The 12,792-nt window shown below is 61.7% G+C and carries 11 protein-coding genes, 1 tRNA gene and 1 pseudogene; 8 read left to right on the forward strand and 5 right to left on the reverse strand.

The features are described 5' to 3' along the window. Window positions 1–13: 13 nt before the first annotated feature. Window positions 14–733 (forward strand): ABC transporter ATP-binding protein, encoded by a 720-nt coding sequence (locus RSO67_RS25845; protein ID WP_315844361.1) that lies wholly within the window; start codon window positions 14–16, stop codon window positions 731–733. A 402-nt stretch (window positions 734–1,135) separates the two neighbouring features. On the opposite strand, the gene RSO67_RS25850 is transcribed toward RSO67_RS25845, so the two are convergent. The 3 genes and pseudogenes from RSO67_RS25850 to RSO67_RS25860 all read right to left on the reverse strand — a co-directional run bounded on the left by RSO67_RS25850 (window position 1,136) and on the right by RSO67_RS25860 (window position 3,362). After that, window positions 1,136–1,210 (reverse strand) — tRNA-Val (locus tag RSO67_RS25850). 170 nt (window positions 1,211–1,380) lie between these two features. Further along, window positions 1,381–2,642, reverse strand: a pseudogene (locus tag RSO67_RS25855) (hypothetical protein). A 135-nt stretch (window positions 2,643–2,777) separates the two neighbouring features. Continuing rightward, window positions 2,778–3,362 carry a DUF1134 domain-containing protein gene (locus RSO67_RS25860; RefSeq protein ID WP_089267524.1) on the reverse strand — a complete coding sequence of 195 codons (585 nt, stop codon included), beginning with the start codon at window positions 3,360–3,362 and terminating at the stop codon, window positions 2,778–2,780. A 113-nt stretch (window positions 3,363–3,475) separates the two neighbouring features. On the opposite strand from RSO67_RS25860, the gene RSO67_RS25865 reads away from it, so the two are divergent. Further along, window positions 3,476–3,970, forward strand: a complete 495-nt coding sequence (locus RSO67_RS25865) for a YHS domain-containing (seleno)protein (RefSeq protein WP_315841172.1) — start codon at window positions 3,476–3,478, stop codon at window positions 3,968–3,970. 7 nt (window positions 3,971–3,977) lie between these two features. Here the strand turns inward: RSO67_RS25865 and cysQ are convergent, their stop codons facing one another. After that, window positions 3,978–4,814: a 3'(2'),5'-bisphosphate nucleotidase CysQ gene (gene cysQ, locus RSO67_RS25870; protein WP_315841173.1), complete on the reverse strand. Its 837-nt coding sequence runs from the start codon at window positions 4,812–4,814 to the stop codon at window positions 3,978–3,980. A gap of 170 nt (window positions 4,815–4,984) precedes the next feature. Between cysQ and chpT the strand changes: the two genes are divergently transcribed. From chpT to RSO67_RS25900, 6 genes are all read left to right on the forward strand, one after another. Beyond that, the gene (gene chpT / locus RSO67_RS25875) at window positions 4,985–5,632 is read left to right on the forward strand and encodes a histidine phosphotransferase ChpT (protein WP_068737134.1); all 648 of its coding nucleotides are present in this window, start codon (window positions 4,985–4,987) and stop codon (window positions 5,630–5,632) included. Between the two features lie 200 nt (window positions 5,633–5,832). Continuing rightward, a complete protein-coding gene (locus RSO67_RS25880; protein WP_315841174.1) occupies window positions 5,833–8,559 on the forward strand; it encodes a hybrid sensor histidine kinase/response regulator in 2,727 nt (908 codons plus the stop codon). A gap of 11 nt (window positions 8,560–8,570) precedes the next feature. Then, on the forward strand, window positions 8,571–9,065 hold the full coding sequence (locus RSO67_RS25885; protein WP_315841175.1) for a chemotaxis protein CheW: 495 nt from the start codon (window positions 8,571–8,573) through the stop codon (window positions 9,063–9,065). Between the two features lie 45 nt (window positions 9,066–9,110). Then, window positions 9,111–9,476: a PleD family two-component system response regulator gene (locus RSO67_RS25890; RefSeq protein ID WP_068737128.1), complete on the forward strand. Its 366-nt coding sequence runs from the start codon at window positions 9,111–9,113 to the stop codon at window positions 9,474–9,476. Window positions 9,477–9,579: 103 nt separating this feature from the next. Further along, a complete protein-coding gene (locus RSO67_RS25895; RefSeq protein WP_315841176.1) occupies window positions 9,580–10,746 on the forward strand; it encodes a chemotaxis response regulator protein-glutamate methylesterase in 1,167 nt (388 codons plus the stop codon). After that, entirely contained in the window at window positions 10,743–11,624 is an 882-nt protein-coding gene (locus RSO67_RS25900) for a protein-glutamate O-methyltransferase CheR (RefSeq protein WP_315841177.1), read from the forward strand. The genes RSO67_RS25895 and RSO67_RS25900 overlap by 4 nt, the downstream gene beginning before the upstream one ends. A gap of 6 nt (window positions 11,625–11,630) precedes the next feature. On the opposite strand, the gene RSO67_RS25905 is transcribed toward RSO67_RS25900, so the two are convergent. Beyond that, the gene (locus RSO67_RS25905; protein WP_315841178.1) at window positions 11,631–12,788 is read right to left on the reverse strand and encodes a glutathionylspermidine synthase family protein; all 1,158 of its coding nucleotides are present in this window, start codon (window positions 12,786–12,788) and stop codon (window positions 11,631–11,633) included. Between the last annotated feature and the right edge of the window lie 4 nt (window positions 12,789–12,792).

Raw genomic sequence — 12,792 nt, forward strand, 5'->3', positions numbered from 1 at the left:
ATTCGTGAATCCGATCCTGCTCGACGTCTCTCGTCTGAACGCCTGGTATGGTGCAGCTCACATCCTGTTCGACGTTGCGCTCAACGTGCGCCGTGGCGAAGTCATATCGCTGATGGGGCGCAACGGCGCCGGCAAATCCACTACGCTCAAGGCCATCATGGGCCTGCTGTCGCGGAGCGAGGGGCGGATCAATTTCCTGGGGCAGGACATCGGCGGCAAGGCGCCTTTCCAAGTGGCGCGCATGGGGCTTGGGTTCGTGCCCGAGGATCGGCGTATCTTTCCTGATTTGACGGTGACCGAGAATCTCGAAACCGGCAGGCAGGCGCCGCGGCAGTGGGCGGATGGAAGTGCCGCACTCAACTGGACGCCCGGCGCGCTTTACGAGCTCTTCCCCAATCTCGGCCGCATGCAGGACCGGCGCGGCGGCCAGATGAGCGGGGGTGAACAGCAGATGCTCACGGTGGCCCGTACGTTGATGGGAAATCCGCTACTGGTCCTGCTCGACGAACCGTCGGAAGGTGTCGCGCCGGTGATCGTCGAGCAGATGGCGCATATGATCCTCGCGCTCAAGGCACGCGGAGCAAGCATCCTGCTGTCTGAGCAGAACTTTCATTTTGCCCGCCTGGTATCGGACCGGGCTTACGTGCTCGAGAAAGGTCAGATCGTGTATGAAGGGTCGATGCAGGATCTGGCGCACAACGACGATATCCAGCGATCTTACCTTAGCGTTTAGCTTTCTTGTAACCGAAGAAAAAGCTCGGCTTCAAGATCACCGATCGCCAAGCACAATCTACGACTCGACAAAATCTACTCTAGGCCTGAATTACAGAAAGCCGCGTAGGTGCAAGTATATTTTCTTCGACGCCTGTCTATAGGGGGCCCACCAAAAAGCGCTGTAAAATGAGGGCACTATTCGAACGGCGGCAGGCCTAACCGGCGTCTGGTCTTGGCCAGGTGAATTAATGGTTCCCGTATTTAGCTTCCCAGATATTCACGCCGATACGGTGATACTCGTTGTGAGTTCGCTTGATGAGCGGAATGGCGGTTTCGTCCGGCGCCCTCTGTCCCATGCCGGTCCCCAGGCCAACCCCGTGGCAGGATGGCTATCCGAAATCGTAAGGAACAAAGGGATGGATGGTGGGCGCACAAGGGATCGAACCTTGGACCTCTCCCGTGTGAAGGGAACGCTCTCCCGCTGAGCTATGCGCCCGGGATGTCGTACAGACCAAAAGGCCGGGCGGTAATGGCCCGGCGGGGACTGACGTCAGTGGCGCGATTTAGGGAATAGGGGGCGGGGGTGTCAAGCAAACCCTGCCGCAAGTCGTCACAATAAGTCTCCGCATCTGGCCGGGCGGCCTATCCGGGTTCCTGGCCCGCGATTTAGCCCGGCTGCGTGGCGCGGGAGGCATGGGACTGCAGCGCCCGGATCCGGTCGGCGAGGGTGCTGTTGGGGGGAAACCTGCGTCATTGGCCGGTCGCGGCTGGGCCGCGGGCGCCGGTGCGGCGGCCAGGATCGCCTCGATGGGCGAATTCGGCCCTTCCAGCGTCATGGCCATTTTGGCCACTTCGGCGGCGATGTCGTTGATGCGTTCGCGGAGCAGCGCGTTTTCCATGCGCTCGGTGGCCCATGCGCTCTCGGCCTGCTGATGGACGCCGTTGAGGTCGCGCTGCAGCTTGGCGCGCTCCTCGCGGGCGGCGGCGAGCTCGGTCTCCACGGCGGCCTTCTCGGCGCGCAGTTTCTCGAGAACAGGGGATCCCTTGGCGCCGTTCATGGCGGCGAGTTCGACGCGCAGGTCGCGCGCGATCTGTTCGGCGGCTTCATTGGCCTGGCGCAACTGGCTGTTCTCGAAATCGCGCTCGGCGAGGATCTTGCTCTGGGTCGAGAGCTGGCTCTCGAGATCGGTGACGCGGGCGCCGAGCTGTTCGGCTTCGCGCACCTGAATGGTGAGCTGCTGATCGAGATCAGTCACGCGCTGGCTGAGATTCTCGACGCGGGCGCGCGCCTCGGTGAGTTCGCGCGTTGCGGTGTCGGACTCGCCGCGCTGCAGCTCCAGTCGGTGCTGCGTATTGGCGAATTCCTTTTCGGCATCGCCGACGCGGCCCTTCAATTCCTCGACCTGCGCGCGCACGGCGATGAGCTCGACCTGGCGGGTGTCGGCCACCATGGAGCGGTCCGAGAGGTCGTGGTTCAGCTTGGCGAGTTCGCTCTGCTTGTCGCTCAAAGCCTGTTCGGCGGCGCGCAACGCTTCCGTCTTGCTGGTGAAGTCGGCCTCGGTGAGGCCGAGCTTTTCCTTCACGGCGGCTTCACGGGCTTCCAGCGCGAAGATCGTGGCGTTCTTTTCGCCGAGCTCAAGCTTCATGCGGTTGATGGCGTCGGACTTCTTGCCGAGTTCGGCGAGCTGGCTGGTGGTCTTGTTCTTGAGCTGGTCGACGCTCATTTCCAGCCGCCGTGCCGCCATCGCGAATTCCGCGCGCAGCTGGTCCTTGTCGGCCTGGATTTCCGCCATCGACAGTGGCGTCGCGGCTTCGAGCCGGCGGGTGGTGAGGCGGACGGCGCGGTTATGCACCAGCGGCATGATCATCAGGCCGCAGAGCATCGAGATCAGAAAACCGATCGCCAGATACATGATCGGTTCAACCATGACGAATGCTCCCACGCTCTCAAAATGCAGCGGTTAGCATGCCATGGCACCGCCGGCAAAGACAGCGTAACGCCTCGTTAACCTTTATTCGCCCGTTCAGAAGCGCTTGATCGCGCGCCGCTCCGATCGAAGAGGTTAGAATGGGTTCCAGGTCGCGCTGGGGGTATATTTGAGATACCCGATATTGGCGCCGAGCCGCAGGCCGAGACCCGAACGGATCGGCACCAGCACGACGTTGTTGGCAGTCAGTGCCGTCATGCCGAAGCCGCCGATGATGTAGGCGGAGCCGTCGATACCGGCGAAGCGCTGATAGATCGCCTGGGTGGCCGGCAGGTTATAGACCAGCGTCATGGTGCGGGCGCCGTCGCCGCCCCAGTCGAAGCCGACCGAGGGACCTTGCCAGTAGACGCGCAGATCGCCGGCATTCTTCGTATAGAGCGTGCCTTCTCCGTAACGCAGGCCTGCCACGATTGCGCCGCTGCCTTCTTCGCCCAGAATATAGCCGTTCGGCAGGCCCCATTGGCTGACGGCCTTTTCGATCACCGAAGCGAGGCCGCGTGAGACGTTGCCGAAAAACCGATGGCCGGCCGTCATGAGTTCTTCGGACCGATAGGTGTCCGGTGCGGCTTGGCCGCGCGGTGGTTGCTGCGCAGAAGCCGGCGAGAAGGCGAGCGTGAACGTGGCTAGCGCGACCGCTGCCAGGCGTGATGCGAAGGTCATGAAAAGAACCCCTGGTATTTCAAATTTGCGACCGCGGCTTTAACCGGATGCTGAGAAGCACGGTTTAACTCTGCAATCATTGTCCCCGACTCCCTATACTATCGGTATCAACTATGACGGCACAACGGCGGGAATTGTCAGGCTGGAGCCGTGGAATTGCCTTGATTCTGCTGCTGGCGGCCGCTCTCTTCCCGGCGGGCGCGCAGGCTGCGACCAGCGAACGCGTGGTCACTGACCGATATACGGGTCTCGCAATCAGCGGTTTCGATCCGGTGGCCTATTTCACCGAAGGCCGCCCGACGCTCGGGCAGCCGGACTTCGAAATGTCGGAAGAGGGCACCGTCTGGCGCTTCCGCAATGAGGGCAACCGCGCCTCCTTCGCCGCGCATCCGGACATCTACGGTCCGCAATTCGGTGGCTATGATCCCGTCGACGTCGCCCGCGGGGTCGCCTTCGCCGGCAATCCGCGTTTGTGGCTCATTACGGGCGAACGCCTTTACCTGTTTGGCCGGGAGGAAACCCGCGACGCCTTTGCTGCGGCACCGGCCAAATATCTGCCCGGCGCGCGCAAGCGCTGGCCGGGTGTGCAGGATATCCTGGCGAAATAATGCGGGTTCAGCCGCGCGCGCTCACGGTGGGGTCACCCCAGGCGATGAATTCCGGCACGATGAAGTCTTTCCGGTCGCCGCCGAAGCGAACCGCCTTGCCAAAGGTGTCCGTCACCTTGCCGCCTGCAGCCACCACCACGGCATGGCCCGCGGCCACATCCCACTCACAGGTCGGCGCCAACCGCGGATAGATGTCGGCCTGGCCCTCGGCCACGCGGCAGAATTTCAGCGCCGAGCCGAACTCCTGTCTGACAGCACCGGGGCGGCTGGCGATGAAAGCCTCGGTTCGCTGGTCGCCATGGGACCGGCTGACCGCAGCGGTCCATGCCGCGCCCGGAGCGGGCGCCGCGCGGGTCTGGATCGGTGTGACCTTGCGGATGGACAGGTCTGGTGCGAGTTCGACACGTTCGGCGCCGCGGCCGACCAGCCCGCGCCAGATCAGCCCGAGGGCTGGGGCACCGACAATACCCAGTAGCGGAGTGCCATCGACGATCAGGGCGATGTTGACGGTGAACTCCTGGCGGCCGGCGACGAATTCCTTGGTGCCGTCGAGCGGGTCGATCAGGAACAGGGTGCCGGCATAGGGGGGCGTGGCGAGATGCAGGCGCTCTTCGGACAGCGACGGGATTCCCGGAAACAGCCGGGCCAGTCCTTCGCCGATCACATGGTCGGCTGCGAGATCGGCTTCGGTCACGGGCGAGCCGTCGGCCTTGCCGTCGACCGTCATGACATTGCGGTTGACCTTGAGGATGGCGGCGCCGGCCTGTGCGGCGAGCTCGGTCAGCGGCTCCATCAGGGTGGCAGCCCGCGCGGCATCCATGCGAGGTCGCGAATCATCCGTCATCGACTAGCCTTCATCCCCTGCATGTCATCCCCGTTCATTTCTACGCGTGGGCGTTGCACCGGTGGACTGTGCCAGCCTTGTTGTGGTCGCGCCACCATCTGCGGTGTATCTAACCGTAAAGCAAATGCTTGATTCGCCGTTCATTCTGTGTGGCCCCAGGAGCGCATTTCATGTCCGACACTCCCACGCCAGGTCCGGCCCCCGATGCCCTTGAACTCGCGGCATTGCTCTGTTCGCGGGTCTGCCACGACCTGATCAGCCCCGTGGGCGCCATCGTCAACGGGCTCGAAGTGCTCGACGACAATCCCAAGCCGGAAGACAAGGAATTCGCGCTCGATCTGATCCGGAAGAGCGCCAAGACCGCATCGGCCCGCCTGCAATTCTGCCGGCTCGCCTTCGGCGCCGCCGGCTCGGCCGGCGCGCAGATCGATCTCGGCGACGCGCAGACCATGTCGCGCGGTCATCTTGAAGACGCCAAGACCAAGATCGAATGGAATCTGCCGCGGCTTCTGCTGCCGAAGAACAAGGTCAAGCTGCTGCTCAACATGCTGGTCATCGCGCAGCAGACGATCCCGCGCGGCGGCGTGCTCAAGATCGATGGCATCGGCGAAGGTGAGCCGCAGGGTTTCAAGATCACCGCTGCAGGCCTCAACGCACGCCTGCCGCAGGCCATCGTCGATATGCTGGCCTCGGAACAAGTTGGCAGCATCGATGCCCATGCCGTGCAGCCTTACTACACGCGGCTCCTGGCGCAGGCTTGCGGCCTCAAGGTGACCTTGGTGCCCGAAGGCGACGCCATTGTCGTCACCGCGATCTGATCGCAAACTCATTCAACTCTTAATGAACTCTTTACGAGTCCGCCGTTTGGCGGGCTCGTACGCGTGCGTGCATATAGCTAAATGTCGCATTCATTGTTTTTGGGAATGCTCAACTAATATTAAACGCTTTGCGGGGAAAGTAGCCAGACTTCGAAAGGCGTAGCGAAAGTCGCGAGCCTGGAGTGTGAAGGCCTATTTTCATGGATGATCTTCTCCGCGAGTTTTTGACGGAAACCAACGAGAGCCTGGATACGGTTGACAATCAGCTGGTCCGTTTCGAACAGGACCCGAATAACGCGAAAATTCTCGATAATATTTTTCGCCTGGTTCACACCATCAAGGGCACGTGCGGATTTCTCGGACTGCCCCGTCTCGAAGCCCTGGCCCACGCCGCCGAGACATTGATGGGCAAATTCCGCGATGGAATGCCGGTCACCGGAGAAGCGGTTACGCTCATCCTGACCACGATCGATCGCATCAAGGAAATCCTCGGTCAGCTCGAAGCCACGGAAGCGGAGCCTGAAGGCGTCGACGAGGATCTGATTGGCGAACTGCATCACATGGTCGAAAAAGGCATGGAATCGATGACGGAATCTGCTCCTCCGATCGCACCGGAAGCGCCTGTCGTGGCCGAGTCGGCCCCGTTGGTCGTTCCGACCTTGGAGCGTGAATTGCGCCCAGGCGAAGTCTCGCTCGAAGAGCTTGAGCGCGCCTTCCAGGAAACCGCCATCGAAGTGGCACCGCCCGTAGCAGCTGCAGCGCCTGCAGCGCCCGTCGCGCCGCCGGCTCCGGTTGCTGAAAAGCCCGCCGCGCCGAAGGCTGCTGCTCCGAAGCCTGCCGCCAAGAAGACTGCAGTCGAGGTCGACCAGCCAGAAGCCGACAAGGTCGCGAACCAGTCGATCCGCGTGAACGTCGACACGCTCGAACATCTGATGACCATGGTCTCCGAGCTGGTGCTGACCCGCAACCAGCTGCTGGAAATCAGCCGTCGTCACGAAGACACCGAATTCAAGGTGCCGCTGCAGCGCCTGTCCACCGTGACGGCCGAACTGCAGGACGGCGTCATGAAGACCCGCATGCAGCCGATCGGCAATGCCTGGCAGAAGCTGCCGCGTATCGTGCGCGATCTGGCCGGCGAACTCGGTAAGCAGATCGAACTCGAGATGCACGGCGCCGATACCGAACTCGATCGCCAGGTGCTCGACCTGATCAAGGATCCGCTCACCCACATGGTGCGCAACTCGGCGGATCACGGCCTCGAAACGCCGGCCGAGCGCGCTGCCGAAGGCAAGCCGGAGCAGGGCACGATCCGTCTGTCCGCCTATCATGAAGGCGGCCACATTCTGATCTGTATCGCCGACAACGGCCGTGGCCTCAACACCGAGCGGATCAAGGCGAAGGCGATCTCGAACGGTCTGGCCACCGAAGCCGATATCGAGAAGATGTCGGAAGCCCAGATCCACAAGTTCATCTTCGCGCCGGGCTTCTCGACTGCTGCTGCAATTACCAGCGTCTCCGGCCGCGGCGTCGGCATGGACGTGGTGCGCACCAATATCGATCAGATCGGCGGCACCATCGACATCAAGTCGGTGGCCGGCGAGGGTTCCAGCGTCACCATCAAGATCCCGCTCACGCTGGCCATCGTGTCCGCGCTGATCGTCGAAGCCGGTGGTGATCGCTTCGCGATCCCGCAGCTCGCGGTCGTCGAACTGGTGCGTGCGCGCGCCAATTCCGAACATCGCATCGAGCGCATCAAGGACACCCCGGTGCTCCGTCTGCGCAACAAGCTGCTGCCGCTGATGCATCTGAAGAAGCTGCTGCAGATCGATGACGGCTCGTCGGCCGATCCGGAGAACGGCTTCATCGTCGTGACCCAGGTGGGCAACCAGACCTTCGGCATCGTCGTCGATGGCGTCTTCCACACCGAAGAAATCGTCGTCAAGCCGATGTCCACCAAGCTCCGTCACATCGGTATGTTCTCCGGCAACACCATCCTGGGCGATGGCGCGGTGATCATGATCGTCGATCCGAACGGCATCGCGCAGGAGCTTGGTGCTCTGGCATCCAACGCTCACGAGATCGCCGACGAGAACGCCGCAATGCGCGCGATGAATGCAGAACAGCTGACATCGTTGCTCGTGTTCCGCGCCGGCTCGGCACAACCGAAGGCCGTGCCGCTCGGTCTCGTCACGCGTCTGGAAGAAGTGGGTGTTGACAAGGTCGAGCTGTCGAACGGCCGCTACATGGTCCAGTACCGCGATCAGCTGATGCCGCTGGTGCAGATGGAAGGCGTGACCGTCCGTACGTCGGGTACCCAGCCGATCCTCGTTTTTGCAGACGACGGCCGCTCGATGGGTCTCGTCGTCGACGAAATCGTCGATATCGTCGAAGAGCGCCTGCATATCGAAGTGGCCAGCGGTCGCGAGGGGATCCTCGGCTCGGCTGTCATCAAGGGTCTCGCGACCGAAGTGATCGACGTCGGTCACTTCCTGCCGATGGCTTTCGCCGATTGGTTCTCGCGTAAGGAAATGCGTGTCTCGGCAACCGCCCAATCGGTGCTGCTGGTCGACGACTCCGCCTTCTTCCGCAACATGCTCTCGCCCGTGCTCAAGGCTGCCGGCTACAAGGTGCGCGTCGCCACCAACGCCCAGGAAGGCTTGTCATTCCTGCGCTCGGGGCAGGAGGTCGACGTGATCCTCACCGACATCGAAATGCCGGACATGAACGGCTTCGAATTCGCCGAGACCATCCGTGCGGATCAGAAACTCAGCCACACACCGATCATCGCTCTCTCGGCGATGATCTCTCCGGCTGCCATCGAGCGCGGTCGCCTCGCAGGCTTCCATGACTACGTCGCCAAGTTCGATCGCCCCGGCCTGATCGCGGCGCTCAAAGAACAGACCACTGAAGTTCGTCAGGCTGCGTGAGGGAAATCGCAATGACCACCACCACTACTGCCACCACGACGACCAAGGCTCCGATCGCCGACGGTGCAATCACCGAATACGTGACCACCATGATCGGTGGACAGCTGTTCGGCATGCCGATCTCGCGCGTCCAGGACGTGTTCATGCCGGAGCGCCTGACCCGCGTGCCGCTGTCCTCCAGCGATGTCGCCGGTGTGCTTAATCTGCGCGGTCGAATTGTGACCGCGATCGACATGCGCTCGCGTCTCGGCCTGCCGAAGAACGAAGACGGCAAGCCGCCGATGGCGGTGGGCGTTGATCTCCGCGGTGAATCCTACGGCTTGCTGATCGACTCGATCGGCGAAGTCCTGAAGCTCGCCGATGAGAGCCGTGAAGTGAATCCGGTCAATCTGGATCCCCGGATGGCCAAGATGGCCGATGGTGTCCATCGTCTCGATGGCCAGCTGATGGTTGTGCTCGACGTCGATCGTATTCTTGAAATCTCGCCCGACAAGCTGGCCGCCTAAGACCAGCACTTGGACAATTTTGTCCGCGGTGGAAATGAGGCTCACATGAAGACATGTCTGGTTGTCGATGACTCCAGTGTCATCCGTAAGGTCGCCCGTCGGATTCTCGAAGGTCTCGATTTCGAGATCACCGAAGCTGAAGACGGCGAGAAAGCGCTCGAAATCTGCAAGCAGAACTTGCCGGACGCTGTTTTGCTTGATTGGAACATGCCGGTGATGGATGGTTACGAATTCCTGCGTAACCTGCGCCGCATGCCTGGCGGCGATGTTCCGAAGGTCGTGTTCTGCACGACCGAGAACGACGTGGCCCACATCGCGCGCGCTCTGCATGCCGGCGCGAACGAATACATCATGAAACCGTTCGACAAGGAAATCGTGTCGGCGAAGTTTCAGGAAGTTGGCCTGATCTAACTTTCACGCCGGAATTGCGTATTCCACTTCCGGCGCCTGCCTTTTTGTTTGTGCATTTGTTTTGTCAGTGCATTTGTCGCGTTGTGTTGCGTCCGGTGAGTTCATGAGTGTTGATGTGATAAGTCCTCCTGTCGTCGATTCGCGGTATGAACCACTGCGAGTCATGGTGGTGGACGACTCTGTCGTCATTCGCGGCCTGATTTCGCGCTGGATCGAAGCCGAGCCGGATATGTCGGTCGCGGCCTCACTTCGCACCGGTCTCGATGCTGTCAACCAGATCGAACGTATCAATCCCGACGTTGCCATTCTCGATATCGAAATGCCGGAGCTCGACGGCATTTCGGCGCTGCCGCAGCTGCTGGCGAAAAAGCGCAACCTCATCATCATCATGGCGTCGACGCTGACCCGCCGCAACGCGGAGATCAGCTTCAAGGCGATGTCGCTCGGCGCCGCCGATTACATTCCGAAACCGGAGAGCACCCGGGAAATTTCCGCTGCCGACGTCTTCAAGCATGACCTGCTGCAGAAGATCCGTCATCTTGGCGCGAAGGTTCGGCGCCTGAAGTCAGCGACGACGCCGTCCATCGTGCCGGCTCCCGCGGCGCGCGACGCTGCGCCGTCTTTCAAGTCCGTGTCATCCGTCGCCGCGCAGGCGCAGCTCGTGAAGCGTCCCTTCAGCGCCACGATGCCACGCGCGCTGCTGATCGGTTCGTCCACGGGCGGGCCGCAGGCCCTGATGACGCTGGTTGCCGAAATCGGCGCCGTGATCGACAAGGTGCCTGTTCTGATCACGCAGCACATGCCGCCGACCTTCACGACCATTCTCGCCGAACATCTCGCCCGGGCCAGCAAGCGTCCGGCTCGCGAAGGTGTCGATGGTGAACTCGTCAAGGCCGGTCAGATCTATCTCGCGCCGGGCGGCAAGCATATGCGCGCAGTCAAGCAGGGCGCCAACATCGCCATCGCGCTCGATGACGGTCCGCCGGTGAACTTCTGCAAGCCTGCTGTCGATCCGCTGTTCACGTCTGCCATCGACGTCTGGCACGGCGCCATTCTCGCCGTCGTGTTGACAGGCATGGGCTCGGACGGCATGCGCGGCGGCAAGGATATCGTTGCCGCCGGCGGCAACGTCATCGCGCAGGACGAAGCATCGAGCGTGGTGTGGGGTATGCCCGGCGCTGCCGCCAATGCGGGCATCTGCTCGGCTATCCTGCCGCTCAATCAGATCGGTTCGAAAGTGGTTCGTCTTTTCTCGGGAGATCGGTCATGACACCGGCAGACTATGATTTCCTGCGCAAGTTTCTGAAGGAGCGTTCGGGTCTCGATCTGTCTGCTGACAAGCAGTATCTGGTCGAAAGCCGGTTGATGCCGCTCGCACGCAAGGCCAACCTGTCGGGTCTTGAAGAGCTGGTGCAGAAGATCAAGAACGGCGCAGCCACGCTCGCGTCCGACGTGGTCGAAGCGATGACCACCAACGAAACCTTCTTCTTCCGCGATAAGGTCCCGTTCGACCATCTGCGCGATGTCGTGCTGCCGGAGATGATCCAGGCGCGCGCGGCCCGCAAGAGCCTGCGGATCTGGTGTGCGGCGGCGTCGACCGGTCAGGAGCCGTATTCGATCGCGATGACGATCAAGGAAATGAGCGCCCAGCTCGCCGGATGGCGGATCGAGATTATCGGTACCGACATCTCGCAGCAGGTGCTCGAGAAGTCGAAGTCGGGCATCTACACTCAGTTCGAAGTCCAGCGCGGATTGCCGATCCAGCTGCTGGTCAAATACTTCAAGCAGACCGGCGAAATGTGGCAGATCAATCCGGAGATCCGGTCGATGATCCAGTACAAGCCGCTCAATCTGCTTCAGGACTTCTCCAGCATGGGCAAGTTCGACATCATCTTCTGCCGCAACGTGCTGATCTATTTCGATCAGGAGATGAAGACGCAGATCTTTGGTCGTCTGGCCAAGTGCACGGAGCCCGATGGCTTCCTGGCGCTGGGCGCCGCAGAGACCGTTGTCGGTCTGACCGACGCGTTCAAGCCGCATGCCGACAAGCGTGGCCTGTACCGTCCGAACGTCGTCCGTGCCGCACCGTCGATCGTGCCGAGCATGACGCCTGTGGGTCTGAAGGCTGCTGCTGCGCCGGCGCGCTAAGCTCCGTCACAGGATCGCGTGCGGAATGAAGCGTGACATGTTGCCGGTGATCGGATTCTCATCCTCGCGGATCGAGAGCCCGCATGGCACGTCTTCGACCAGCCAGCTGCCCAGCACCGGATACTGATCCGCAAAGTTCGGCAGCGGCATTAGCGTCTGCCGGATGAAACCTTCTTCGCCATAGGGACCGGGCTGCGCATCGATGGCGCCGCCGCCGCTCACCAGCGTGACATTGGCGCCTTCGCGCGAATAGAGCGGCTTGCGCACATAGGATGTGCCGAGCTCAGCGGCTGCAGCATCATCGTCGAAATACGCGGGCAGCAGGTTCGGGTGGTTCGGAAACATCGCCCATAGCAGCGGCAGGATGCCCTTGTTGGACAGAATGGCTTTCCACGGTGGCTCGATCCAGCGCGTCGATGCGCCTTTCAGACGGCCGCCGAATGCCTCGCGGAACATCCATTCCCACGGATAGAGTTTGAACATCAGGTCGATCGGCTGGTCCTCGAGATCGACGAAGTGCCCGGTGTCGGCATAGCCGATCTCTTTGATGTCGATCAGTGTTGGTGCGAGCCCGCCTTGTTGTGCGACATCGGCGAGGTACTGCACGGTGCCGCGGTCTTCGGCATTGTCCATGGCGGCTGCGAGATGCAGCGGCTTGCCCGCGCCGATCTTGCGCCAGGCTTCGATCAGTCGCTCATGCAGTGAATTATACTGGTCGGCGCGTTTCGGAATGATCTGGCGCTCGATCGCCTGTTCGAGCCATGTCCATTGAAACACCGCGGCTTCGAACAGCGAGGTCGGCGTGTCCGCATTGTATTCGAGCAGCTTTGCCGGGCCTTTGCCGTCGAACTGGAAATCGAAACGGCCGTAGAGACTGGGATCGCTCCGTTGCCAGCTTGCGGCGATGAAGGTCCAGTAAGCCTGCGGAACCTTCAGCAGCCGCAGATAGCGCTCATCCTTGACCGCGCGGCTGACCAGCTCGCGGCACATCGCGTTGAGTTCGGCAGTCGGGGCTTCGATCTGACGCTCGATCTCATCCAGCGTGAAAGCGTAGTAGGCGCGCTCATCCCAATAGCGGTCGCCGGCTTCGGTATGAAACACGAAGCCCGTCGCGGCGGCGGTGGCCTGCCAATCGTCACGCTCGGAACATGCGATGCGTTGCATGAGA

It is taken from the genome of Tardiphaga sp. 709 (assembly GCF_032401055.1).
Classification (GTDB): Bacteria; Pseudomonadota; Alphaproteobacteria; order Rhizobiales; family Xanthobacteraceae; genus Tardiphaga.

What these genes read in the sequence shown, in the direction of transcription:
- chpT (WP_068737134.1), top strand. Translation starts at nt 4,985, where the DNA reads ATGTCCGACACTCCCACGCCAGGTCCGGCCCCCGATGCCCTTGAACTC.
- RSO67_RS25860 (WP_089267524.1), bottom strand. Translation starts at nt 3,362, where the DNA reads ATGACCTTCGCATCACGCCTGGCAGCGGTCGCGCTAGCCACGTTCACG.
- RSO67_RS25900 (WP_315841177.1), top strand. Translation starts at nt 10,743, where the DNA reads ATGACACCGGCAGACTATGATTTCCTGCGCAAGTTTCTGAAGGAGCGT.
- RSO67_RS25880 (WP_315841174.1), top strand. Translation starts at nt 5,833, where the DNA reads ATGGATGATCTTCTCCGCGAGTTTTTGACGGAAACCAACGAGAGCCTG.
- RSO67_RS25895 (WP_315841176.1), top strand. Translation starts at nt 9,580, where the DNA reads ATGAGTGTTGATGTGATAAGTCCTCCTGTCGTCGATTCGCGGTATGAA.
- RSO67_RS25890 (WP_068737128.1), top strand. Translation starts at nt 9,111, where the DNA reads ATGAAGACATGTCTGGTTGTCGATGACTCCAGTGTCATCCGTAAGGTC.
- cysQ (WP_315841173.1), bottom strand. Translation starts at nt 4,814, where the DNA reads ATGACGGATGATTCGCGACCTCGCATGGATGCCGCGCGGGCTGCCACC.
- RSO67_RS25885 (WP_315841175.1), top strand. Translation starts at nt 8,571, where the DNA reads ATGACCACCACCACTACTGCCACCACGACGACCAAGGCTCCGATCGCC.
- RSO67_RS25865 (WP_315841172.1), top strand. Translation starts at nt 3,476, where the DNA reads ATGACGGCACAACGGCGGGAATTGTCAGGCTGGAGCCGTGGAATTGCC.
- RSO67_RS25905 (WP_315841178.1), bottom strand. Translation starts at nt 12,788, where the DNA reads ATGCAACGCATCGCATGTTCCGAGCGTGACGATTGGCAGGCCACCGCC.